At 38.1% G+C, this 24733-nt stretch carries 26 protein-coding genes, 1 pseudogene and 1 riboswitch; of the genes and pseudogenes, 7 read left to right on the top strand and 20 right to left on the bottom strand.

Translation table 11 applies throughout. The features are described from left to right. Nucleotides 1-31 precede the first annotated feature (31 nt). From MKX82_RS09370 to MKX82_RS09335, 8 genes and pseudogenes are all read right to left on the bottom strand, one after another. Nucleotides 32-1984 (bottom strand): annotated as a pseudogene (locus MKX82_RS09370) (transposase). After that, nucleotides 1977-2228: a hypothetical protein gene (locus tag MKX82_RS09365; RefSeq protein WP_341076648.1), complete on the bottom strand. Its 252-nt coding sequence runs from the start codon at nucleotides 2226-2228 to the stop codon at nucleotides 1977-1979. The pseudogene MKX82_RS09370 and the gene MKX82_RS09365 overlap by 8 nt, the downstream one beginning before the upstream one ends. Nucleotides 2229-2500: 272 nt before the next feature. Continuing rightward, a complete protein-coding gene (gene crcB, locus MKX82_RS09360) occupies nucleotides 2501-2863 on the bottom strand; it encodes a fluoride efflux transporter CrcB (RefSeq protein WP_341076647.1) in 363 nt (120 codons plus the stop codon). After that, nucleotides 2856-3257, bottom strand: a complete 402-nt coding sequence (crcB, locus tag MKX82_RS09355; protein ID WP_341076646.1) for a fluoride efflux transporter CrcB — start codon at nucleotides 3255-3257, stop codon at nucleotides 2856-2858. Before crcB (MKX82_RS09355) ends, crcB (MKX82_RS09360) begins: the two co-directional genes overlap by 8 nt. Nucleotides 3258-3300: 43 nt before the next feature. After that, complete coding sequence (locus MKX82_RS09350) at nucleotides 3301-3504, bottom strand: DUF6501 family protein (protein WP_233313977.1); 204 nt, start codon at nucleotides 3502-3504, stop codon at nucleotides 3301-3303. 75 nt (nucleotides 3505-3579) lie between these two features. Beyond that, nucleotides 3580-3783, bottom strand: coding sequence for a hypothetical protein (locus tag MKX82_RS09345; protein ID WP_233313978.1), 204 nt, complete (start codon nucleotides 3781-3783; stop codon nucleotides 3580-3582). 81 nt (nucleotides 3784-3864) lie between these two features. After that, on the bottom strand, nucleotides 3865-4257 hold the full coding sequence (locus tag MKX82_RS09340) for a gamma-glutamylcyclotransferase family protein (RefSeq protein ID WP_341076644.1): 393 nt from the start codon (nucleotides 4255-4257) through the stop codon (nucleotides 3865-3867). A 24-nt stretch (nucleotides 4258-4281) separates the two neighbouring features. After that, nucleotides 4282-4680 carry a secondary thiamine-phosphate synthase enzyme YjbQ gene (locus MKX82_RS09335; protein ID WP_341076642.1) on the bottom strand — a complete coding sequence of 133 codons (399 nt, stop codon included), beginning with the start codon at nucleotides 4678-4680 and terminating at the stop codon, nucleotides 4282-4284. 199 nt (nucleotides 4681-4879) lie between these two features. Between MKX82_RS09335 and sda the strand changes: the two genes are divergently transcribed. Next, entirely contained in the window at nucleotides 4880-5017 is a 138-nt protein-coding gene (sda, locus tag MKX82_RS09330; RefSeq protein ID WP_233313981.1) for a sporulation histidine kinase inhibitor Sda, read from the top strand. A gap of 39 nt (nucleotides 5018-5056) precedes the next feature. Here sda and odhB read toward each other — a convergent pair whose 3' ends face one another. The 5 genes from odhB to MKX82_RS09305 form a co-directional block, all read right to left on the bottom strand. Continuing rightward, nucleotides 5057-6307, bottom strand: coding sequence for a 2-oxoglutarate dehydrogenase complex dihydrolipoyllysine-residue succinyltransferase (gene odhB / locus MKX82_RS09325; RefSeq protein WP_341076638.1), 1251 nt, complete (start codon nucleotides 6305-6307; stop codon nucleotides 5057-5059). A 15-nt stretch (nucleotides 6308-6322) separates the two neighbouring features. Beyond that, nucleotides 6323-9145 carry a 2-oxoglutarate dehydrogenase E1 component gene (locus tag MKX82_RS09320; RefSeq protein ID WP_341076636.1) on the bottom strand — a complete coding sequence of 941 codons (2823 nt, stop codon included), beginning with the start codon at nucleotides 9143-9145 and terminating at the stop codon, nucleotides 6323-6325. A gap of 371 nt (nucleotides 9146-9516) precedes the next feature. Further along, a complete protein-coding gene (locus tag MKX82_RS09315) occupies nucleotides 9517-10944 on the bottom strand; it encodes a HAMP domain-containing sensor histidine kinase (RefSeq protein ID WP_233313984.1) in 1428 nt (475 codons plus the stop codon). Continuing rightward, entirely contained in the window at nucleotides 10941-11633 is a 693-nt protein-coding gene (locus MKX82_RS09310) for a response regulator transcription factor (protein ID WP_233313985.1), read from the bottom strand. Before MKX82_RS09310 ends, MKX82_RS09315 begins: the two co-directional genes overlap by 4 nt. 134 nt (nucleotides 11634-11767) lie before the next feature. Beyond that, complete coding sequence (locus MKX82_RS09305; RefSeq protein WP_267913289.1) at nucleotides 11768-11890, bottom strand: hypothetical protein; 123 nt, start codon at nucleotides 11888-11890, stop codon at nucleotides 11768-11770. A 238-nt stretch (nucleotides 11891-12128) separates the two neighbouring features. Between MKX82_RS09305 and MKX82_RS09300 the strand changes: the two genes are divergently transcribed. The 4 genes from MKX82_RS09300 (at nucleotide 12129) to MKX82_RS09285 (ending at nucleotide 15836) form a co-directional block, all read left to right on the top strand. Continuing rightward, complete coding sequence (locus MKX82_RS09300; protein WP_233313986.1) at nucleotides 12129-12311, top strand: H-type small acid-soluble spore protein; 183 nt, start codon at nucleotides 12129-12131, stop codon at nucleotides 12309-12311. A 93-nt stretch (nucleotides 12312-12404) separates the two neighbouring features. Continuing rightward, nucleotides 12405-12521: riboswitch (SAM riboswitch) on the top strand. A gap of 184 nt (nucleotides 12522-12705) precedes the next feature. Then, on the top strand, nucleotides 12706-13815 hold the full coding sequence (locus MKX82_RS09295) for a methionine biosynthesis PLP-dependent protein (RefSeq protein WP_233313987.1): 1110 nt from the start codon (nucleotides 12706-12708) through the stop codon (nucleotides 13813-13815). Next, on the top strand, nucleotides 13812-14981 hold the full coding sequence (gene metC / locus MKX82_RS09290) for a cystathionine beta-lyase (RefSeq protein WP_233313988.1): 1170 nt from the start codon (nucleotides 13812-13814) through the stop codon (nucleotides 14979-14981). The genes MKX82_RS09295 and metC overlap by 4 nt, the downstream gene beginning before the upstream one ends. Before the next feature lie 306 nt (nucleotides 14982-15287). Next, on the top strand, nucleotides 15288-15836 hold the full coding sequence (locus MKX82_RS09285) for a GNAT family N-acetyltransferase (RefSeq protein WP_341076629.1): 549 nt from the start codon (nucleotides 15288-15290) through the stop codon (nucleotides 15834-15836). 49 nt (nucleotides 15837-15885) lie between these two features. On the opposite strand, the gene MKX82_RS09280 is transcribed toward MKX82_RS09285, so the two are convergent. The 7 genes from MKX82_RS09280 to MKX82_RS09250 form a co-directional block, all read right to left on the bottom strand. Beyond that, a complete protein-coding gene (locus MKX82_RS09280) occupies nucleotides 15886-16467 on the bottom strand; it encodes a hypothetical protein (RefSeq protein WP_251647695.1) in 582 nt (193 codons plus the stop codon). Between the two features lie 115 nt (nucleotides 16468-16582). After that, entirely contained in the window at nucleotides 16583-17281 is a 699-nt protein-coding gene (locus tag MKX82_RS09275) for an SGNH/GDSL hydrolase family protein (RefSeq protein WP_341076625.1), read from the bottom strand. Between the two features lie 179 nt (nucleotides 17282-17460). After that, nucleotides 17461-18285, bottom strand: coding sequence for an aldo/keto reductase (locus MKX82_RS09270; protein WP_237941347.1), 825 nt, complete (start codon nucleotides 18283-18285; stop codon nucleotides 17461-17463). Between the two features lie 142 nt (nucleotides 18286-18427). Next, nucleotides 18428-19099 (bottom strand): GNAT family N-acetyltransferase, encoded by a 672-nt coding sequence (locus MKX82_RS09265; protein ID WP_341076623.1) that lies wholly within the window; start codon nucleotides 19097-19099, stop codon nucleotides 18428-18430. 1 nt (nucleotide 19100) lies between these two features. Beyond that, on the bottom strand, nucleotides 19101-19967 hold the full coding sequence (locus MKX82_RS09260) for a carbon-nitrogen hydrolase family protein (RefSeq protein WP_233313994.1): 867 nt from the start codon (nucleotides 19965-19967) through the stop codon (nucleotides 19101-19103). 501 nt (nucleotides 19968-20468) lie between these two features. Further along, nucleotides 20469-21617: an acyl-CoA dehydrogenase family protein gene (locus tag MKX82_RS09255; protein ID WP_396953837.1), complete on the bottom strand. Its 1149-nt coding sequence runs from the start codon at nucleotides 21615-21617 to the stop codon at nucleotides 20469-20471. 113 nt (nucleotides 21618-21730) lie between these two features. Beyond that, on the bottom strand, nucleotides 21731-23158 hold the full coding sequence (locus MKX82_RS09250; protein WP_237941344.1) for a phospholipase D family protein: 1428 nt from the start codon (nucleotides 23156-23158) through the stop codon (nucleotides 21731-21733). 158 nt (nucleotides 23159-23316) lie between these two features. On the opposite strand from MKX82_RS09250, the gene plsY reads away from it, so the two are divergent. After that, a complete protein-coding gene (plsY, locus tag MKX82_RS09245; protein WP_233313996.1) occupies nucleotides 23317-23919 on the top strand; it encodes a glycerol-3-phosphate 1-O-acyltransferase PlsY in 603 nt (200 codons plus the stop codon). A gap of 108 nt (nucleotides 23920-24027) precedes the next feature. Then, nucleotides 24028-24693 (top strand): two-component system sensor histidine kinase NtrB, encoded by a 666-nt coding sequence (locus tag MKX82_RS09240; RefSeq protein ID WP_341076620.1) that lies wholly within the window; start codon nucleotides 24028-24030, stop codon nucleotides 24691-24693. Nucleotides 24694-24733: the final 40 nt, after the last annotated feature.

Raw genomic sequence — 24733 nt, 5'->3', positions numbered from 1 at the left:
AAAAAATAAGTTCGCCTAATTTTTAAGCGAACTATCTTAGATAGATTATATCTTTCAAATCAAACACTTTATCTGTGATTCCTAAACGCTGTGCAGGTGTAAGTTCTTTACCATCTGCTGATTTATAGGTTTCACAAAAGTTGTAAAATGTCCTTAGAATGGTTAATGCGTACTGTGCGTATTTCGGATTAAAGTTGGCGTATATATAACTTTTTCCATCGCCCCTTGCGGTCATTAGTGGTCTTTCAAGAATAGATAATCTTCTACGAATTTGTTGGATAAAACTATTTGTGGCGTTGTCATTCACATTCATTACCATTTTTGCTATATCCTTCGGTTCAAGAGATGATAAATCGGTTGTACAATCCACTTTATGAAATCCTTTATCTCTTGATGCTAATGGGTGAATAATTGGAGTTTTTGCCCAGTCGTTATAAGAATGTGTTGGAGTTTTGATTTCATTGTGAAACTGATGGGTTTCAAATAATTCTTTTAAATAAGAATAAGCCAATTTACGCAAATTCTTTGTTTCGTATCCTCTATGAAATCCCCAATCCAATAAATCCGCTTTCGCGTCATCAAATTCTTCTAAGCAATGTTTTCTACTCTTGTTCTTATCTATTAAACATAGGAAATGGTGAGCATCATACATCCTTACTTCCTTAGAAAACACTCTAAAAAATGCAGTCATTATGGAAGCGTCATTATCACTTATCATTCGCCACTCATTTGCTTTTACCATTTGTTTTATCAACCAATAATGAGCGATTGTTGTATAGGTAGGATTAACGTGAAGACCATCTACATACTGCATTCTTTTTTTAAACTCGTTAAGTTCCGTTCGATATTCGTGATGTGTTTGTGTATCGTTCGGTGTCGGTTCTTGTGGGTAATAAGAAAAGTCTAAACGATTGTTTTTCTTACTGAAATCATTCAAATGGTCTTCTTTATAAACCACCGTATCAAGTTTTAAATCCTCTACGGTCATTTCCCAATCATAAGCAACATCTGACCGAAATACATATCGTGAGTTTGCATCAGCCGACACAACTACATATGTTTGTACTTGGCTGTCCTCCAAGCCAAAATATTTTTCACCACCCTGACCTTTCTTGCGAACATTATTTAGGTTATAGTGCATTTTATCAGTATTTAACCACATTTCTTTAAATGACATTATAGCCAAAGGTGTTGTTTCATACTTTTCTAAGAACTCCAAACAACAACGATATAACCATTCTAATTTGTGATAATAAGTACCGACACCAATTTCTAAAATATCGCAAGTTCGACTTATTGGCATTTTATTTAATAGTAATTTAGCAAACATAGGAAGAATATCATTCTTCTTTTGACGGTAGGTGGTAGATTGTCGTTTGTTTGGAAGAATGCTTGTTTTCTTCTTACATACTTTACATTGCCATCGTTGAGCATTATTCAATGTCTTTCCTTGCTTATAGAACTCGCTTGGCGTATCGAATGGCGTTAGATGTCCAACCGTACAACTTTCTTTGTGAAAATTATATTCTGGTTCAATTTCTTTGGTCTGATTGATACGAACAAGCCTTGAAATTTCTTCGGCAACTGACCAATTAGAAACAGTCATAGGACTACAATTTAAAGTCATACCTTTTGTTGGGTTAATAGGGTCAGGATTGCATCGTAATTTCTTTTGACTGTTTTTACCACCGCCTTCTAATTTATAGCGAGATGGTTTCCCTTTTACTGTTTCAAACCTGACTTGTTCTTGACATCACCATTTACAGAAAGGGTTTGTACAGAAATTGTATTGAATTTTATGTGTAAATCCATTCCAAGTAAATTCGATAGGGAGAAACAACATATGATTATAACGAAAAGCAAATTTCTTATCGGATAGGAGTTTGTATTGTTCCTTTCTATCATTCAATTCTACTTCGCTTACAGGATTACGAACAACAACGATGCAGTCTTCTTTAGTAGCCAATCGTTGTAATTTAGCCAAGTTTTTGTCCCTCCAATATATCCTCTAAACCCATTTTCCTTATCATTCTTTTATTGTTTCGAATGCCATCAATCCATTTCAGAAACTCTTCGTCTTTGAGAAGGTTTTTTAAGAACATATCAACTACTTCGCTCTCGCTATATTCGCAGTATTCCGCATAATTCTTAACTATTTCTCGTACTTGTTCAGATATTAGCCAATCCACTTTATCAGCATTATTATTCTTAGGTTTGATGAATTGCACGATATTTTTCGCTCCTTTTAAAATATAGTAGAATTAGCATAGTAATTAACACCCATTTTACCATCGTAATTTTCACATTGACAATATATTGTCACTCTGTTATTTAGTATGCGATTTATTGTGCTATACCTATTTTTAAAGAAAATATTGATATATCAACAAATAGAAAAGACCAAATCATTATGCGATTTGGTCTTAAAATTGGTATATTATTTCTACTGTTTCTCCCCGAAAACTGAACTACTTAGACCTTAGTCCGTCTGCTTTTTTATTTACCCAATATTCGCAGTTAAATAACCAAACCACACAAAAGCAAGTCCTCCGCCAAACGAGAGCACTATATACCTATAAAAGGTTATTTTGTTGTTTTCCTTCCACAACTGAACTGCTTCAACAGCCAATGTAGAAAAGGTCGTAAATGCCCCTAAAAACCCGACTGCAAACAACAAATGTACCATTTCACTCACATGCAGTCCTGAAATTAATCCTAATAAAAAAGAACCAACTAAATTAACTATCAAAGTGGCAACTGGCAAAACAGTAGTGATTTTTGACTTTATGTATTGTATTAACCAAAATCGGCTGATTGCGCCGATAAATCCGCCGATGGCGACTGCACCAATCATGTTAACCATCGTTCTGCCCTCTTTCTGCAAGCTTTGATCCTGTCTTCATTCCGATATAGGCAGCTGCTAGGCCGAGTGATGCACTTGCTGCCATATACATAAATGCCTGCAGTATTTTAGCTGATTGCAAAAGGTTCAGTGTGTCGAGACTGAAGGTCGAAAGGGTCGTGAATGAACCGAGAATGCCTGTGCCGACCGCTGTTGCAAGTTCTGGCGGAAAGCTGACTCGGCCAGCAGCATATTTTGTTAAAGCACCGAGAAGAAAAGAGCCTGCTATATTAATACATAATGTATGTAACGGAAAGCTTCCCTGCCCTATGCTGCATAAAAATCTGGCGACACTGCCAATTATGCCGCCTATTCCTACATACAAATAAATCATGAAGCAATCCCTTCTTTCCATTCAAAAAGGAGAAAACATCAGCTGCTTTCTCCCGTTCCCGCTTTTATAAATCTTGAAAATAATCCTTATAAAAACCGCCGACTTTTCCTGAGTTATCAACAATGAAGTAAAACTCTTCTGTTTCATTTTTAACTTCATATGTTTGACCGACAGTCAATACTCTATTAACAATATACTTGCTTGCATCTGTATGTATGCACTTTACTTTTTTGACAGTGTTTTTGTCATTCCAAATTTCATGTATCAATTGATAAAGCCCCTTTCACTTATATACTACTTTAGTATATAGCCAGTAAGCCCTTCAACGCAACAAATCCTTAGCTTAAGACACTAAATTCTTTTCATTATCGAAAAGAAAATTAATGCTGCTTCGGTTGAACGTATACCATTTTCCTGTCGAAGCTTGTTGAAAAGTGATATAGCATTGTTTATTTATCCAGTCCATCCTTTTAAATTCCATTGCTTCATATGTCTGATTTTCCTGTTTAATCGAATATAATATGTTATTTGCCTGTATATTCATCATATATGACCTTCTTTCTATGATGTCGTATAGAATATATATACCACTGGCAAATTGTCCGTTAAACATGATTAAGCCTATTTTTTATTGGCTGAATCTTGAAAAAACAGTCCAATCATGGCCTTCAATTTCCTCCAAAAGCATTTCCTCTTTATTGCAAGCATATGTAAAAGCCATTAAAGGTTTTTCTTGTCCATAAACCTCTACCTCAACTCTTATATAGAGGCTGTTTTGGTCCCCTGGTGTATAATCTTCAAACTCGTCTAATAGATGCAAATCTGCAGCCGGGACTTCAAATACTTCACCACGCACCCTTTCGTTACCTTTATCTAAACTTAAAAAAGGATAGCCTACCCCTGCATCATACAGCTTGCCATAAATCCACATATTTTCAGCAATACAAGGATAATTTCTCATCATATAGTGATTGATTTGCTGCTTCCTTAAAGTGCCGTAAACAAATAGATAAATCTTCATTTTTATCTCTTCTCCTTAAAGCTTTTAGCTCGGCATAAATTTAAGTGAATAGCTTCTGTATCTTGGTCCGTCAAATTCACAAAAATAAATCCCCTGCCATGTTCCTAAACATAAACGCCCACTTTCTACTATAACAAGCTCAGATGCTCCGACAGTACTTGCTTTCATATGTGCTGCTGTATTCCCTTCCATATGCCTGTCTTCGTTGACAGTCCAAGGATATACTTCGTCAAAACGACGAATCATATCACGTACTACATCTGGATCTGCATTTTCATTTATGGTAATTCCAGCAGTCGTATGCGGACAGTACACAATGACTATTCCTTCCTTCATTCCATATTCAGTGACTGCTTGTTGAATATCATCTGTTATTTCATACAACATCGTGTGCTCTTTTGTTTCCAATCTTTTGTGAATCATAGCCTGCTTCTCCTCTCCTAATTCTTTATATAACTTAACTTATATCCTTTTTTTCCATAACTATAACATGTCTCATTCCATACCACTCCTATATCGTTAAATTTATCCAGCTCCACCTTATCGCTTTTCATTGTCCAAGCATTGCGTTAGTATAAACATTGTAAGAATATTCAATCCATTTATTTAAGGAGGATGCAAAATGAAGATTATGAGCAATGAACAGCTGATTTTTTCTTATCGAGATGCATTAAAGGCCGGAAATGAAGAGGAATGGATTCTTATTTTAAAGGAAGAAATGGACAAACGAGGACTTAAGCCAAATATAATGTCTGAATAAACAAAAAGGGGATGCTTATTTTTAAGCATCCCCTTTTTATTATGCTTCAAACAGTAAGGATTCTGGATCTTCCAGCAATTGCTTAACTCTTGCTAGGAAGGTTACTGCTTCTTTGCCGTCAATGATACGGTGATCATAAGAAAGTGCTAAATACATCATCGGCCTGTTTTCCATTCTTTCATTATCGATCGCAACAGGGCGCATTTGGATTTTATGCATTCCCAATATCCCGACTTGAGGTCCATTTAAGATAGGTGTTGACAGTAGCGAACCAAACACACCGCCATTAGTTATTGTAAATGTGCCTCCTTGCAGGTCTGATAACGACAGTTTATTATTACGTGCTTTATCAGCGAACGTTAAAATATCACTTTCGATCTCTGCAAAATTTTTGCGATCTGCATCGCGAAGAACTGGTACAACTAGCCCTTCATCTGTTGACACCGCAATACCAATGTCATAAAACTTCTTAAGGACAATTTCATCCCCTTGGATTTCAGCATTTAAAAGCGGTGATTTCTTTAAGCATGCTACAACTGCTTTTGTGAAAAAGGACATAAATCCAAGCTTTACATCATTTTCTTTTTGGAATTGATCCTTCCGTTTTTTGCGAAGGTTCATAATATTAGTCATATCCACTTCATTAAAGGTTGTAAGCATTGCCGTATTTTGCTGTACCTCAACAAGCCTTGAAGCAATTGTTTGCCGTCTGCGCGTCATTCTAACGCGCTCAGTCGGTTTTCCTGGGTCTGCTGCTTGTTTAGCCTGCTGCGGTGCTTCTTTTTCAATTGGAGCCTTTTGGACAGGCTGGTCTTTCTTACGGTCATGCTCGATAACATCATGTGCACGCAATCTTCCTAAAGGATCAATGGAAGAAACTTGATTCAAATCAATGCCTTTTTCTCTAGCCAGCTTTCTGGCAGATGGTGAAGCAATTGGATAGCCTTTTGCTTCTGGTTTTACTTGCGGCTGTTCTTTAACAGGCGGTGCTTCCTTTGTTGCTTCTGTTTCGACTACAGCTGCTGGACCTTCAGCTGGTTTGCTGCTTGGTGCAGCATTTTCAGAAACGATTGCGATTGTTTCCCCTACCTGAACTGTATCGCCTTCATTTGCCTTGAGTTCCTGCAGGATGCCGCTTTCTTCAGAGATGATTTCAACATTTACTTTATCTGTTTCCAATTCTACTATGTAGTCGCCTTTTTCTACATATTCACCTGTTTTCTTAAGCCACTGTGCCACGGTTCCTTCTGTGATTGATTCTGCTAGTTCTGGTATTTTAATCTCACCCATCTTAAAAATCCCCCTCTATTCAGTCCATGTCAATGCTTTATTAATAATTTTTGCTTGATTTTTGCGGTGAACAATTGGATCCCCTTCTGCAGGACTCGATCTTCTGCGGCGTCCGATATAATCGAAGGACACAGAATCTTGGAGCAGCTTTTTCACACGTGGTTCCATAAAGCTCCATGCTCCCATATTTTGCGGTTCTTCTTGCACCCATCTGATTTCTTCTAAATTAGGATATTTTATTATGATTTCCTTCAATTTATTCGCAGGGAAAGGATAAAGTTCTTCTATGCGCACACTATGCACCCAATCAGAATCCTCGAGCTGCTTAATTCCTTGATGAAGGTCAATCGCTATTTTACCTGTAGATAAAACAATCCTTTTAACGGCTTGCGGATTTTTGCCAGTAAGTTCATCCTCTACCACTGATTGAAATGTTTCATTGCTAAATGCAGTAGTGCTAGATGCCACATCAGCATTTCGCAGTAGACTCTTAGGTGTCATGATTACTAACGGTCTGACTTCTTCCTTATTCAGGATAGCTGCCTGCCTGCGCAGAATATGGAAATATTGAGCAGATGTCGTAAGGTTTGCAACCGTCCAGTTGTTCTCGGCAGCAGAAGACAAGAAACGCTCCATTCGGCCGCTGGAATGCTCTGGACCTTGCCCCTCATATGCATGAGGCAACAGCATAACCAAACCGGATTTTTGACCCCATTTTGCTCTACCAGCAGAGATGAATTGGTCAAAAATTACTTGTGCAGCATTCGCGAAATCACCAAACTGTGCCTCCCACAGAACGAGTGTTTCTGGTGCAAACACATTATATCCGTATTCAAAGCCAAGAACGGCACCTTCAGAAAGGGGGCTGTTATGGACAGCGAATGATGCTTGGGCAGTTGACAGCAAATGAAGCGGTGAATAAACCCTTCCTGTTTCACTATCATGAAGGACAATATTTCTGTGAGCAAACGTGCCTCGTTCTGAATCCTGTCCTGACAAGCGAATTGGCGTTCCATCTTGAATTATGCTGGCAAATGCTAAGGTTTCTGCCATTCCCCAGTCAATTTTGCCATCTTCAATTGCAGCTTCACGCCGTTTTAAAATTTTCCCGAGTTTATCGAAAATTTGAAAGTTGTCTGGGAACGAAATAAGTTCATGATTGATTTCTTTCAGTCTTTCAGCTGAAATAGTTGTATCAATCAATGGCAAATCTCTTTCCACAGAGTTTGGAGGCAGTGCTTCTTCGTCCATTTCCTCTTTTGTTGGCACCTTTTCATACGCCTGCTTCAACTTGGCAACTACTTCGTTTTTGAACCCATGGAATTCTATTTCAGACAATACTCCTTCTGCTTGTAATTGGCGGAAATAGCTTGCTGTAATCGTAGGATGCTCTTTAATATTCTTATACATTAATGGATTGGTTGTCATCGGCTCATCCATTTCATTATGACCGTATCTTCTATAGCCGATTAAATCAATCAAGAAATCCTTGTTAAAAGCTGCTCTGTATTCACAAGCTAGCTTAGCAGCCTGGATGACAGACTCTGGATCATCTGCATTTACATGTATAATCGGTATTTCAAAGCCTTTAGCCAGGTCACTTGCATATCTTGTTGATCTAGAATCGCTTGATTCAGTCGTAAAGCCAATTGTATTATTGGCAATGATATGAATTGTTCCACCTGTCCGGTAGCCTTTCAGCCCAGTCAGATTAAGTGTTTCTGCAACAATTCCTTGGCCTGGGAATGCTGCATCGCCATGGATGAGAATGGCCTGTGCTGATTGATGGTTTTCTTCTGGAAAGCCTGGTGCCGTTCTATCATCTTGAGATGCACGTGTAAATCCTTCGACAACAGAGCCGACAAACTCAAGATGACTTGGATTATTGGCTAGTGTCAACCGTACATTTGACGTGCTGCTTTTCTTTATTTGCCTGTTCAAGCCTAAATGATATTTCACATCACCAGTCCAGCCGAAGCTGATTCCGATTGATCCTTCTGATGGAACAAGATTCTTATTTGGAGCATGCTGAAATTCAGCAAAAATCATCTCATATGGCTTTTCAAGGACATGCGCCAATACGTTCAGCCTTCCTCTATGCGCCATCCCGATATGTACATTTTTTGCACCATTAACAACAGACTGGGAAATAATCTCATCAAGCAATGGCACCATTGTATCTAGTCCTTCAATCGAGAAACGCTTTTGGCCGACAAAAGTTTTATGTAAGTAATTTTCAAACTCTTCAACCTCTACTACTCGCTTTAACAGCTTCTTTTTCAGCTCTTTATTGCAAACAGGTTTGAGGCTTCCTGATTCTACCTTTTTTTGGAGCCAATTTTTTTCGTTAATATCGTTTACATGATAAAATTCAAAAGCGATTTTCTTCATGTAAACATCCTTTAAGTAATTAACAACTTCATAGGCGTTTTTAACTGTGCTTGGTGCATCTTGACAAAGCAATGATGCATCCATTTTTTCTAGATCTTCTTTTGTTAGCTGATAGCGGGACAAATCGAACAATTCCTCTTGCCTATGTACATCTCCCAAAGGGTAAATATCTGCAGCTAAATGGCCATAAGCTCTGATTTTATTCACTAATGTGACTGCTGCAATGACTTTTTCAATGTCCATTTGGTTAGTTGAGGTTACTGCTGGTTTTCGTTCTGTGACTTCCTGCTCTATTGGTGAACCCCATGTTGCGAAAAAATCTCGCATTTCCTCATCAACAGAATCAGGATTTTCTAAGTATTTGTCGTACAGCTCCATTGCGACCCCGAGATTTGGTCCATAAAATGCTGGCTGATAGGAGCTTTTACCACTAGCTGGCTTTCCCATGAAAATTTCCCTCCACCATAATTAGTAACAACTATATTCCCCATATGCTCGCCTTTTACACTTTTCTAGGCGCTTGTCTGATAAAAAATAAAACGTTTACATTTCTATTTTAACATGGTATTGCCTTCGTTACAAAAGATTTCCCCGTTTTAATAGTAAAAATATTGTAAATTTTTTTCACATTGTTTTTAATTGGGCTAAAAACCTTTTATATTAATAAATATGCCAGGGATTTTCGGATAATGTACATTAATTTTATTATTGAAAAATGGATTAAATTATAAAAAAAAACTGCCTTATAAAAGCAGTTTAGAATGTAATCATGCATATGATATTTTGGGTTTTCCTTAATTCATTGCCACTCCTCTTTTTTAAAAGGGGGCAGCAGATTTTTCTATTAAAGCCTTTGGATCAGGCAATGTAATTATTACTTTTGTACCCTCGCCAAGCTTGCTTTTAATTTCGATTGTTCCAGAATAATAATCAACGATTTTTTTAGCGATGGCCAAACCGAGTCCTGTGCCGCCCCGCTCTCTGCTGCGTGCTTTATCTACTCTGTAAAAGCGGTCAAAAACTTTATCGAGCTCATCATGGGGAATTCCTATCCCTTTATCACTTATTTCTAAGCAGAACTGCTTGTCTTTTTTTGCTGTGGAAATGGAAATTTCTTTAACAGCTCCTGAGTATTTAATAGCATTATCTATTAATATTGTCAGTATTTGTTGGAAATGCTGTTCAGCTACACCGTAAAGCTCATTAGACTGCAGATTAACATGAAACTTAAACTCACGGTGAAGCATTTGGAAGTCCTTAACGGCCCCGCTAATAATCTCCTCCACCTTGTCTGGTGACATATCATTTTCAAGCCGCTGCTGATCCAATCTTGTCAAATCCAGCAAATTGAGAACAAGTTTTTTTAGTTTTTCTGTTTCATCAAGGGATGCCTTTAAAGATTCTTCTAATATTTCCGGGTTATGCTTACCCCATCTGTTCAGCATGGAAAGATGTCCTTCCAATATAGAAATCGGGGTGCGCAGTTCATGAGAAGCATCCTCTACAAATTGCTTTTGTGCTTGAAAGGATAGCTCTATCCGATCCATCATATGATTAAATATCGTCGACAGTTCGGAAATTTCGTCCTTTTGCGGGTACACAGGCATTCTTTCTTTAAAGCCTGCACTTTTTATTTTCTTCATTGTGTTTGTCATAATGCTCAGTGGCTTTAACAGTTCTCTTGATAATAAGTAGCCGATAATCGCGCTGATTAAGATGGCCGCAATTGCAAAAAGCATCATCGCAAAGGCCAGATGCTTCATTACGAGTTTATAGGAATCAAGCAGCCTGATAATTTCTATTTCTCCCGAAAATGCCTTTCCCTTTATCGGGTAACTGTATACTAATGATTGCTCCTCGCCAATGGAAATGTATTTCAACTCTTGTTTACTGTCGATTATGTCAGGTTCAAGTATGGGAAAATCGCCGTTAAGATGAGATATAATCACATTTCCGTTATCGTCAACGACACGAATGAGCTGATTCTTCGTGTTCAGCTTTTCTAATGTCGAAAGACTGTTTTTAACATCCTTTTCCGTAATTGACTTATCTTCTGATTCCAAATAGGCAACAAACTCATCCATCGTTTGTCTGACGTCATTTTCCTCCTGGTTCATCAGCCAAGTAGAGACAGTATGGAATTCAAAAAAGGTAAAAATACTGTAAGTCAAAAAAATGCTGGTTGACAACCCGAGTGTTAGCTTCCATTTCCAAGGAAGGAGAGATAGTCTTTTTACGATATTCATCTCATCACATACCCTATTCCTCTTACTGTTTCAATATATTGCTCCTGCCCCGTCGGATCCAATTTATTGCGTAAATAGCGAACATAAACGTCAATAACATTCGTTTCGACTTCTGACTCATAACCCCAAATTTTATTTAAGAGCACATCCCTAGTCAGTACAATATTGATATTGCTCATAAACATGCTGAGAAGATCATATTCTCTTTTTGTTAAAGCAATAACCTCATTTCCTTTTTTGGCTATATGTGATTCTAGCTCAAGTACTATGTCCTTATATGTAAGAACAGTCATTTTTGGTGCCGGCTCTGCTTGTTCACTCGATATAGTATCTATTCTTCTGAACAATGCTCGCAATCTTGCCAAAAGCTCTTCAATTGCAAACGGTTTAACCAAATAATCATCTGCTCCGCTATCCAAACCTGATACTCTGTCAAGAACATTATCTCTTGCTGTAATCATTAAAATCGGCGTATTTTTCACTTGCCTAATTCTTCTGCAAACTTCCATCCCGTTCAGTTCTGGCAGCATTAGGTCAAGAAGAATAACATCCCATTGCTCTGCGATCGCTTTATTCAAGCCGCTTCTTCCATCTGCACAAACTTCTGTATGATAGCCTTCATAATTTAATTCCAGCTCAATAAACCGAGCAAGATTTTTTTCATCTTCAATAATAAGAATTCTCTTCATTTACACCACTCACATCCCAAATTAAGCATACTTCTAGTTTATCATGCAATGTATAAAGACAAAAAGTGTGCAGATCTATTGTATACAAAAAGAAGGAGCGGGATGTGTCCCACCCCGCCTCATTCATTATATTATCATTTGTTTTTTCTATACATAAATGTGTCTTTTATAGCGTGTGTTATGCCCACAATTTGAACTCCGAACAATGAAGCAGCAGTTAAGGATGAAAAAATAATCATCGCATATCGAAATACCATCACTTTTCCTCCTTTAATCCGTAGTGTAGGTTAATGATTAACCCTATTTCCAAGTTGCATTTGTTTATCTTATTGTTAAATTACACCCCTATTCAAAAAATCCAATGAGAGAAACATTAAAAAAACATTAGAACGCGTTTTCAGCTGAATATTTTTTTTAAAACTACGAAAGCTACTAATCGAACCAATTGGGGTGAGCTAAAAAAGGATAAGCTAGCAAGGATTAGGAGGATATAAGATGAATGTTGGAAGAGCTATTGAAATTATGAATGCTGGTGAAATAGTGCATGTAAGCTATAAAGGAGAACAGATTTTCATTCAAAATGTCGATGAGGATGCAAGAACAGCAAGAATTTATACGAAGAACAATCCAGACCAAGAATTAGAAGTAGATGTGCTGCAACTTATTGAAGAGCAATAAATACCTTTTTATTCAAAAAATAGTGAAAAACCAAAAAAATTGTTGCAATTTATGGAAAGGTATAGTAAATTAAATTCAAATTACATAAGTATTTTCTTATCAAGAGAGGTAGAGGGAATGGCCCGAAGAAACCTCAGCAACCTTCAGCTTGTATACCAAGACTGAAAAGGTGCTAATTCCATCAAGCAATGAATGCTTGAAAGATAAGAAGAATGGCCATAATGATAACACATTACGTCTTCTTCTTATTTTTAGGAAGAGGACTTTTTTATTGCAAAAATTCACTTCGCCTTCCTTCTATTCCTTGAAAGATAATACTCTCGGACAATATCAAACTATTAAAAATAGACTATATATTTCAAATTGTCCGTGAAACAAGAAGGAGTGTATCAATATGTATGATGTAGAAACTAAATTAGCCCAAATCGGCAACAGAAGTGAAAAAACAACAGGAACAGTCAACCCGCCCGTATATTTTTCAACGGCTTTCAGACATACAGGAATCGGCGAATCTACTGGATATGATTATACACGCACAGGCAACCCGACTAGAGAAATCCTTGAGCAGGCAATTGCTGACTTGGAAGAGGGCGACCGCGGTTTTGCCTGCAGCTCAGGTATGGCTGCTATTCAAACGATTTTAGCTTTATTCCAAAGCGGCGATGAATGGATTATATCGAAAGATTTGTACGGCGGAACTTATCGTTTGCTTGAACAAGGGTTTAAAAAATGGGGCCTTCGATGTTGTTATGTAAATACTTCAAACATTGAGGACATTGAAGCAGCCATTACGGAAAACACAAAAGCTATTTTCATCGAAACACCTACTAATCCTCTAATGGAAACAGCAGATATTGCCAAAGCAGCAGAGCTTGCTAAAAAGCATAATATTTTGCTGATTGTGGATAACACTTTCTATACTCCTCTTATCCAGCAGCCGATACGCCTTGGCGCAGACATTGTCATTCATAGTGCCACTAAGTATCTTGGTGGTCATAATGATGTGCTTGCAGGGCTGATCGTAGCGAAAGGCGCGGAAATCTGCCAGGAGCTTGCTCTGCATCATAATGCTGCAGGAGCTGTCTTGAGCCCATTTGATTCTTGGCTGTTAATGCGTGGAATGAAAACATTAGCCCTTAGAATGGAAAAGCATGAAGAAAATGCGAAAGCACTTCAAACATTCCTGCAAGGTCATGATGCAGTGCTTGATGTCCTGTATCCAGGCAGAGGTGGAATGATTTCATTTAGAGTCCATGATGAAGCATGGGTAAATCCATTCTTGCAAAACCTTACATTAATTTCATTTGCTGAAAGCTTAGGCGGTGTTGAGAGCTTTATTACATACCCTGCTACTCAAACACATGCAGATATTCCAGAAAAAATCAGACTGGAAACAGGTGTCTGCAACCGTCTGCTTCGCTTCTCTGTCGGCATTGAAAACATTGAAGACTTAATTAAAGATTTGGATAAAGCCTTTACGATTGCCAAGGAGGTAATAAAATGAGCGAACGATATTCCTTTGAAACGAAACTGCTTCACAACAAACATAAATTCGATCCTGCCACAGGTGCAGTAAGTGTGCCGATTCAGCATGCTTCCACTTTCCATCAACAGGAGATTGATAGTTTTGGAAAATATGATTATGCAAGAAGTCTTAATCCTACAAGAGAAGCACTGGAAGAGATTATTGCAGATTTAGAGGATGGTACAAAAGGCTTTGCATTTGCATCAGGAATGGCCGCTATCTCTAGCGCCTTCCTCCTCCTTTCCCAAGGAGATCATGTGTTAATTTCTGAGGATGTCTATGGCGGAACTTATCGCATGGTAACAACAGTGCTCAATAGATTCGGTATTGAACATACTTTTGTCGATATGACCGATCTTGCTGCAGTTCAAAATGCCGTGAAGCCTAATACGAAGGTTTTTTATATCGAGACTCCATCTAATCCGCTTATGAAGGTTACGGATATCAAGGCAGTCAGCACATTGGCAAAACAAAACGATGCTTGGACGTTTGTTGATAATACCTTCTTAACACCTGCTTTGCAAAAACCGTTAAATCTTGGTGCAGATATTGTTCTGCACAGCGCCACTAAATTCTTGTCTGGCCATAGTGATGTTATTGCCGGTCTTGCAGTTGTCAAAGATGAAGAGCTTGGCAAACTGCTCGGCTCCATCCAAAATTCCTTTGGAGCAGTACTTGGAGTTCAAGATTGCTGGCTGTTAATGAGAGGACTTAAAACACTACATGTGCGCATGAAGCATTCTAGTGAGGCTGCCGAAACGATTGCTACCTATCTTAACAATCATCCGGCCATTAAAAAAGTCTATTATCCAGGGTTTGCAGATCATCCGCAATATGATATCCAACAAGAGCAGGCTACAAGCCCTGGCGCGGTATTCTCGTTTGAGCTTCACAGTGAAGAAGCGATGCGAACTTTTGTAAAAAATGTAGAGCTTCCAGTGTTTGCAGTAAGCTTAGGAGCTGTCGAGTCCATCCTCTCCTACCCTGCTAAAATGTCGCATGCGGCAATGGATCCAGTAGCCCGTCAAGAAAGAGGAATAAGCGACGCCTTACTTCGCCTGTCAGTAGGCTTAGAAAATCCACAGGATTTAATTGCAGACTTTGAAGCTGCATTAAAGAAAACAGCAGAACTTCATTATATTTAATAAAAAAATTCAGGACTTACATGTCCTGAATTTTTTGCCATCTACAAACCTGTAAAGGAGGGTATGCTGATGCTTCGGCAGCTTACGGTTAAAGACCACCAACAAGTGATGAAGTTTTTAAATCAAGACCCTTCTCTAAACCTTTTCATTATTGGTGATATAGAAGGGTTCGGATAGGAGACTTCCTTTCAATCTTTATGGGGCGAATTTACTAATTCAAGCCTTAAAGCTATTCTACTGAAGTTCTATGACAGCTATATAATCACCGCTCAAGATGAAGCTTATGATGCGGATGCTTTTGCTAGCTTGTTAACATCCACTGATAGCATCATCAAGCTGTCTGGCAAGGCGAATATTGTCGCTAAGCTTGAAGACAAGCTTGGAGGCAGACTTGCATCCAAAAACGTACAATTTTTTGCAGAATGTACGAACTCAGTTAAGATGAAGACAAACACATTGCCGATTAAACAAGCAACAACAGCAGACGTAGACAGAATTATGGACTTGCGTTACGGCATATCCGAATTTAAGCAAAGTAAGAACAGCCGTGACATGCTTTATAAAGCGATCGCAACAAATACTGGCCGCAGCTTTTATCTCGAGAATAATTTTGGAGAAATCGTCTGCTCGGCTTCTACCACAGCAGAAACCTCTGATTCTGCTATGATTGTTGCTGTTTGCACACATAAGGATTATCGGGGCAAAGGTTATGCTACTGGATTGCTGTCGGAAATGATTAACATTTTACTTCAGGAAAAGCAGAGTGTCTGTCTTTTTTATGATAATCCTGATGCAGGCAGAATTTATACAAAAATCGGGTTTAATGAGATAGGTTTATGGGCGATGCATCGGTAACTTCAATAAATAAAGACGACCTCCAGTAAAGCATAAGGAGATCGTCTTTTTAGTCTAGAAAGATGTTACTTAGATCCATGTATTTCGATAAAGTCTTCGTCATTTGCTTCCATTCTTTTGCCTTTATATCAATAAAACTGTATACATAGCTTTTGTTCGTTGTTTTAAGCTGAATCGTATAGAGGCTCTCTCTGCCATACGCTCCCTCGTCGCTTTCCCAATCCCAAATTTTTAATTTATAGAGATCCTTTTTCAAATCTGAATAAGAGAAATACGGAAATAAGACATTCTTAGGAGTAAAGCCTTGATTATCAGAAAATAACGTCCATGACTGAATATGATAAATTTCAAAAAGAAAGTCTACCTTCAGCCGATAAAAATGATTTCCTTTTTTTACATCCAATGTAATTTGGCTTATTTCTTTCTCAGGATGGATGGAAACAATATTATTATGGACGGAAAATAAGTCTTTTTTGCGGCTGATCACTGATTTAACAGAAGAAAGTTGAATTTCCTTATTGTTATCAGCTGAAATATTAGTTGATGACACCATCTTTTCATAAATGGTGCTGATTGGTATTGGACCATTCTCTTCCAAAACCTCAATGATTTTTTCATACATATTGCCCATTACTAATTCCTCGCTAGATTTTTATGACATATTCCTTCTGGGAAAACTCTCTTTCTAGTATAACAAAAGTATGGTAGTTGCCAACATTAAAATTCATACATTTATTTATCTCTGCCTACTCACCGTTTATTAGCTTGTTCAACTCTAAGAACACAGTGGCTGCCATCTCCTTATAGCCATCTGCGTTCAAATGGATACCGTCGTCACTCATAAAATCAGAAACATCCCCTGCCTTTTCTAAATTAGTCCGGACATCAATTGTAAAAACGTCAAGTTTCTTCGCCAGTTTCTGAAGCTGATTGTTATACAATCCATGCCAATGTTCAATTCCGCCGCACAGGCTTATCCAATGGCCAATGGAGTTTCCATATTTGCTTGCAAGAAACTTATAGTATTTAACTGGTTCCAATGGCGGCAATGTCAAGATTACAGGTATGATATTGTATTCTTTCACTTTAAGGACAATTGCTTTTACATTTTCCATGTAATCGTGAAGTGGTACAATTGGTATATGTTCGAGTTCAGGAAACTCAGCAACCTCTTCCCATTTAAAGTTGCAATCATTTCCGCCTACTCCAATTATACAAATGTCCGGTTTTTCATAAAGAACATCTTTATCGAGACGGTTCATCAGAGAAGTGGAGTCGTCATTAAAGACCCCTTTATTAAGAACAAGCAGCTCCTCTGCAGTATGACCATTTGCCTGTAAGAGACTGTTGAGGATGGAAGGATAATTATCCTTGAGTATGCGCGGTCTTCCTTTTACAAAGGTCACGCCTCTAGTCAGACTGTCCCCAAAACAGATGATTTTCATTTATTACCCCTGCTTTCTGTCCATCACTGCTGCTGATGCGGTTAAATTTTAAAAAGTATACTATTTATTATAGCAAGTACAACTAAAAGAGCTAAATGCATTCGCCTAATTTTAGTAAAATGATGCATTTATCCTTTCAAACAGCAAAAAACAGGGAGCAATACTCCCTGTTCTAAAAATTAAAAGTTGAAGTTATCAGGATCTGGACCTACTCGTTCATTCTTGTTAAGGGCATTGATCTTGTCGATGTCCTCATTCGTTAATTCAAAATCAAAAATGTCAGCATTTTCAATGATTCTGTGTTCTTTAATGGATTTCGGTATTGTCACAATATCATTTTGCAGATCCCATCTTAAGATAATTTGCGCGGTAGACTTATTGTATTTCCCAGCAATTTCAGCAAGAACAGGATTATCAAGCAGCTTTCCTTGTGCAAGCGGAGACCATGCTTCTACAACAATGCCTTTTTCCTTACAGAAATCACGTAGCTCTACTTGGCTTAACAATGGATGAAGCTCAATTTGGTTCACCATTGGCACGATTTCTGCCTCTTCCAACAGATCCTCTAAATGATGTTGATGGAAGTTGCTGACACCGATTGCTTTCACTTTTCCATCTTTATATAATTTCTCAAGTGCTTTCCACGTTTCCTTGTACTTGCCCTTTACTGGCCAGTGCACAAGATATAAATCAATATAATCAAGGCCAAGCTTTTGAATACTCGTTTCAAATGCTGCTAATGTAGACTCATAGCCTTGGTCTGCATTCCATACTTTTGTCGTAATAAACAAATCTTCTCTGTTGGCGCCAGACTCTTTAATGCCTTGGCCAACACCTTCTTCGTTCTTATATACAGCCGCTGTATCAATGCTTATGTAACCTGCTTTAATGGCTGATTTTACAGAATCGATAACCTCTTGACCTTCTTCCACTTTAAAAACACCTAAACCGAATCTAGGCATTTCCACACCATTATTTAACTTTACCGTTGACTGTAAATTCATCCCTAATCCCTCCTAATATGTACGCTGCTATTTTCTCATAATATGTCCTGGTAATAAAGTATTTTGCTTTGCGAAATACAAGTGCATTTTCCCTTTGTTATCATGCCAAAAAAAAACCTCTGTATACTTAACAGAGGTTTAGCTAATTATGTTTAAACGGATTTCTCCATTCCATCAGCAGAGCATAGTTTAAAGAATCCTCATCTTCCAAATAGTCCTGCAATACAGCTACAGGAGTCCTTTCACATCTCAGCAAAAAGGAAATGACAGGGTCCTTCTTTTCACCTGCAATAACATCCTTTATATAAGCTTCAGGAGTAAGCTGATCTGCCCATTTTCGATAACCTGGCATTCTGCCGCCGCCAAGAAGTCGATCGAGATTTTTTTCAATAACTATCTGGTACATGCTTTGCATCATAATTTTCCCTAATCCTAGAGAGCGAAAAGCTGGCCTGATACTTATATCCACAATATAAATAGCATTCCCATTTGGATTATGTGTAGTAATATTTCCGTCATCTGTCAGTTCACTCCAAGTATGATGCGGATGCTTTTCGTCATAATCCACACATAAAGAGGTAATGGAACCAGCTAATATTCCGTCAACTTCCACACAAATGGCTCCATCAGAAAAAATAGCTATATGACTCGCCAATTGCTCCTTCGTCCACCAAAGCCCTGACGGAAACGGAGGTGGGAAGCATTCTTCCTGAATTTTGATCAATTCAGCAAAATCTGCTTCCTGATAATTACGGACCTTGCATTTTTTTAATTTATTTCCTTCATATATATAAAAGCTGCTGCTGTAATACATATCAGCCCTCTATTGTTTCCCAATCTGTATACATATCAGTACGTCTGTCTCTCCAAGTTGTCACAGAACCTTTAGCACGCACCTCGTATAATAGAGATAGATCAAGATCTGCTGTGATGATCATATCATCATTAAGCTCGCCTTCTGCCATGATCCCTTTTGGAGGAAATGGGATATCATTTGGAGTAATGACAGCCGCCTGGCCAAAATTCGCACGCATGAAGTCCACATTAGTTAAGGAGCCGACCGTTCCTGTTACGACTACATACACTTGGTTTTCAATTGCTCTTGCATGGCAAGTGTAACGAACACGATGAAAACCGTGACGATCATCTGTACAAGAAGGACAAAAGATAACATCAGCACCTTTTGCTTTTGCCATCCGGACAATTTCCGGAAATTCTATATCATAGCATGTCAAAATTGCAATTTTCCCTTTATCTGTTTCAAAAATACGGAAGCTGTCGCCTTTTTCCATATTCCACTCATCAATTTCTGTTGGAGTAATATGAAGCTTAGCCTGCTCCTCTATTTTTCCGTCTGGATAAAATAAATGGGCGACGTTAAATAATTTGTCATCCCTGCGGATAACATGAGTTCCACCGATAATATGCATGCCAGTTTGTACAGCAAATGTGCGGAACAGATTTTGGTACTGTTCTGTAAACCCAGGCAACTCATTAATGGTTAACGGATTTTGACCATCGCCCATTGACAATAATTGTGTTGTAAAAAATTCAGGAAACAAAACAAACTCAGCGCCAAATTCTTGTGCCGTTCGGACATAGTGTTCACATTGCTTTGCAAAATCTTCAAATGACTTAATGTTTTTCAGCATATACTGCACGGCAGAAACTCTTATTTTCATCTTCCATCTCCCTTTAACAAAAAAATTTTTTGGTACTTCATTGAAAGTTACAAGAATAGATTATGCGTCATTTTTTGTCTGTTTTCAATAGTTTTGCATCAGTTTTTTATATTTTATCTAATTTAGCATAAATCGTTCCTAAAATAATTGAAATGGTAAATTTAGGTTTAGGTTCTTTTAAACATAAATTTACCATTTCATGATACAATGGATATATATTACAGATAATTAAATAAATAACATATTTACTAAGCTTAGGTGATTTATGTAGCCAACAAGGGAGGGCTTATCATTAAATATTTGCTTTGGGGATTGCTTTTTTTCTTTTTATTGGAGGAAACCATTATTTTTAGTGTAAAGCGCTATTTACATGGACCAGCAAGATGGGAGTTGTTTCTGAAACAGAGAATGTCTCTTCTACGCAGAAAAAAACGGCCAGAGAACCATGCAGCCTAAGTCTAATACAAATAAACCCAAGAAAATCTTGGGTCTTTTTTTATGTTAAATCTCTCTTAATGATTTCTCTGCTAGCTGAGAAATTGTCATATCATCCATCGGAGGATTATGAAGTCCTGCCCGCACATCGCGGTAATATCGTTGCAGCGAGCTGCTTGCTGACAGACTTCGTGCTCCTGCAATACGCATAGCCAAGTCGACTACTTCAATCGCTGTGTTTGTTACAAAATGCTTGGCAGCGCTCATTTCAGGAACTAAAGCTTGCTGCTCCTCCTTTGGTGCAGCATCCCATTTTTTGCTGACGGAATAAAGGAAATGCTTGGCAGTCTGCATTTTCAACTCCATTTCGCCGATTTTCGTGCGCACATTCGGAAGGTCGCTGATTGTTCCTGTTATGCTGTTGGGCGAGTGGCTTTTTGCAAATCTGACCGCTTCTTTTTGAGCTGCCCCAGCAATCCCTAAATAACAAGCAGGGATATGAAGCAGCCATGGATTAATCTTTCTTGCTCCCCCTAGTTTCTCCACTAAAAAACGCTTCTCTATGATTGCATTTTCGAAGTACACATCATGACTGCCTGTTCCTCTTAAAGCGATGCTGTCCCAAGTTTCTTCAATTTTTAAGCCTGGGTTATCCTTTGCAATTAAAAAGTTGGCTACCTCGTCTGAATCCTTAATAGATGCACTGACAATGAAGTAATCAAGCATCGGTGACATGGATGTAAAGGATTTGCGTCCATTAATTACCCAAGTATCTCCGTTTTGCTCTGCTGTCGTTTGAGGTTTCCCTCCCCTAGTTGGACTCCCAGTCTGAGGCTCGGTAGCAGCACTATTAATAAGTGCTCCACCCTTAATTGCTGTATACATTTCTTCAAGAAGCGACGGCTCCCAGTTGTTTTCGTACATATTGCGGATAACGCCCATATGCCAGCCAATGGATAAGGCTGTTGAGCCATCACCGATGGCAATTGCCTCCTGCAGCCGTACCATTTCATAAACAGATATCTCCTTGCCGCCATATTCACTTGGCACTGTTAAATATGTATAACCGCTCTTTTGAAGTTCGCTAATATTTTCATATGGGAAAGTTCCATTTTCATCCACTTCCCTTGCTCTTTCTGAAAACTTAACTGCCAACCTTTCCATTGCTTCCAGTCTTTCGCCAAGTTCCTTCATCTGTGAAAAATTCGCAGTCACCTTTTTTCATCTCCCGCACTAAAAGTTCTTGTTATATACTGTCTGACTCTCTCCTTTTTATTATAAAGGACTCTTTGTTACTTGTATATGAAACTGCCCGACCGAAGAACCTTTCAATAAGTTGTAAACCAAAGCAGGCGCTGCAGGCGGTACAGCAAATAACGAAATGCAGGAAGTTCCGCTTCTGTGCTGTAATTTTTTGTATATTCTCCGTCTTTATTAGACCAAAGTTTATCAAAATAACTTTTTGTTTCTTTCATTATATCTTTGTCTGGAGCAGCTGCTATTTTTATATTTGTTTCTAAATTTAAATCATGAAGATTTCTTCTCGTATAGTTGGCAGATCCTGCTATTATGACATTTTCCTTATCTCTTTCTATAAGCATCAGCTTAGAATGGTACTGCTCCATCCCAGTGTTATACCATCTTATCGCAATATGACCATTGCCTTTTTTCATCAACTCAGCAGAAGTTGGAACATTGGGAAGGCCTGCCTTCTTATTTCCGAAGGAGTTTTGATTAGGGTCAAGAATAAGCCGGATATTAACATCCCTTGCTGATGCAGCTATCAGCTCTTCCATTACTGGTCTGTCGGCAAGATAAAGCATACCAATCCAAATAGTATCACCGGCAGCTGTATTGTGAATCTCTTGTATAACATGTTTGGCTATTTTTCCTTCTGTCAAAAGCTGTAGTTTAATATCGCCTTTTTCCTCTGTTTTTTTGGCGACAGGAAAAGTAGTCTTATCCATTAATTGATAAACACTCTCCTCCGTTTCTAACAAATCGTTAATAATATTTCCTTTAACTGTATAGGCAATATTAGAATGATATCCGCTCGCATCATGAATATTACCTGATGAAACGATGGCTGATTTTTCCGTAATTAACACCTTGCGATGATTTGCCTTAACATTCAGCAAATCTAAATAAGACCTCAATGTCACATCTGGTCCGCTATCAGCTAAAAGATTAGGAAGATGACCATCCTTACCGTGTCCGAACCATTTCATCGACATCCTCCAGAAAGCAGAATAAAGTGGGTTCGAATCACGCAGGCTTTCCATATTCGTTTCCACCACTTGCGCGCCGATAGATTTAAGTTTTTCGAGCTCAGGAGACGGGTAGGAATGATACGTGGTATTTACAGGATCTGTTATAAAGATAAGCTTTAAATCAGGATTCTTTTGTTTCTTCTTCACAAGCTTGTCCAAGAACTTTTCTGTAATTTTTGGATATGTTTGATCATCGTTCGTATCGCTGTTAAATAAAAACATGTCTATCACAATAAATTGCTCTGCTTTGTCTACCTCATCAAGCATTCGGGCAATTATTTCCTGATTCAAATGTTGGTTGCCCTTCTTATCCTTATAGGTTGTATCCTCCACAAACTCAATATCTTTATCCTCTACTAAATGTATCTCACCTTCATATGACAGCCCTTGAGGCAATGGTTTAAGTGTATGATATACTATTACGCTTATGTAGACGGCGAAATATACGACAAGTATATTTGCTGCTAACTTTTTTGTTATTCTCATTTCATTTCCCCCAAGTTTACAAAAAAATAATAATAATCTTTTTCCCTTTATGCAGGAAGCGATAAACTTAATGACACGAAGATTTTTTCGAAAAAAGAGTGAGAATTTATAAATACGTGGTACAATATCCATATACATAGAACGAAGGAGAGTTAGCATTGATCATTGCCATTTTAATTATTTTAGCCTACCTGATAGGATCCATTCCCTCCGGGTTAATTATTGGTAAGGCTTTTTATAAAATAGATATAAGGGAACACGGAAGCGGAAACTTAGGCGGAACGAATTCGTTTCGGGTGCTTGGCAAAAAAGCGGGCTTTGTCGTGACATTTTCTGATATTTTAAAAGGAACGCTGGCAACATGCCTGCCTGTTTTGCTTGGTCTGTTCACAGATATTGATGTTAGTGTAAGTCCCTTAATTTTCGGAGTAGTTGCGGTAATCGGCCATATGTATCCAATATTTGCAGGCTTTAAAGGCGGTAAAGCAGTCGCAACATCTGCCGGTATTCTGCTTGGGCATGAACCGCTGTTATTTATTATAATTATTGCTGTCTTTTTCCTGGCACTATACTTATCAAAGTATGTTTCTCTGTCATCCATGATTGCAGGAGCTGCCGGGTTGGTTTATTCAATTATCCTTTGGGATGACAAGCTTCTGATTGCCATCCTTGCTATTCTAACTATATTTGTTGTATATAGACATCGGGCAAATATTAAACGAATCATAAATAAGACAGAGCCGAAAATTACTTGGCTGTAAGAAATTAAAACCATCCTTGCGATGGTTTTTTTGGTTTTTTTTTTGACATATATAGCTTAATTTCGTCATAAAGTTTACTAACTAATGCGAAAAGGACGGTTGAACTTTATGTCAGATAACCACAAACTTCTAAACAATCCTCACAAAACAGCGGCTGGCTATGCTCATGAAATCAAAAATCCAATAACCGCAGTCCGCGGCCTTCTTCAGCTTCTTGCCAATCCAGATTTACCTGCATTAAAAAGATCTCTATATACAGAAATCGCCATAGAAGAACTCGACAGAGCAAATGGTCTGCTCTATGAAATGGTGCACAACAATCCACCAGCTAACAGGCAGGAAACAACTAATATGAAGGAAGCGATTACGAAAACTACCCTTCTTTTTGAGCAAGCCATTCAATCTAAAAACCTTCAGCTTGAAACATTTTTTGCGGGCAACTTTAATGTACAAATACCAAAACAGCAGCTGGCACAGGTGCTTGCAAACATTTTAAAAAATGCCATTGAAGCAAGCAGAGCAAATGGCAGGATTACTATTAGTGCCTACACAGAAAGACAATTTGGCATTATTTCCATTAAGGATAATGGACCTGGTATTCCGCCAGAAGCTTTAGACATGCTATTTACACCTTATTTCACAACAAAACGGACTGGAACAGGACTAGGTTTGAGCATATGTCAATCAATTATTCATGAAGCTAACGGTCAAATCACTGTTCACTCCGAACTTGACGCAGGAACAGAATTTATTGTAAAACTGCCTATCTGTTAAGCAATTCTGTCAGCCTTTATCAGAAATTTCATTATTTTTC

It is taken from the genome of Niallia sp. FSL R7-0271 (assembly GCF_038005785.1).
Lineage (GTDB): Bacteria > Bacillota > Bacilli > Bacillales > Cytobacillaceae > Niallia.
The sequence above is the reverse complement of the archived record's forward strand: the minus strand, read 5'-3'. Positions and strand labels throughout refer to the sequence as shown.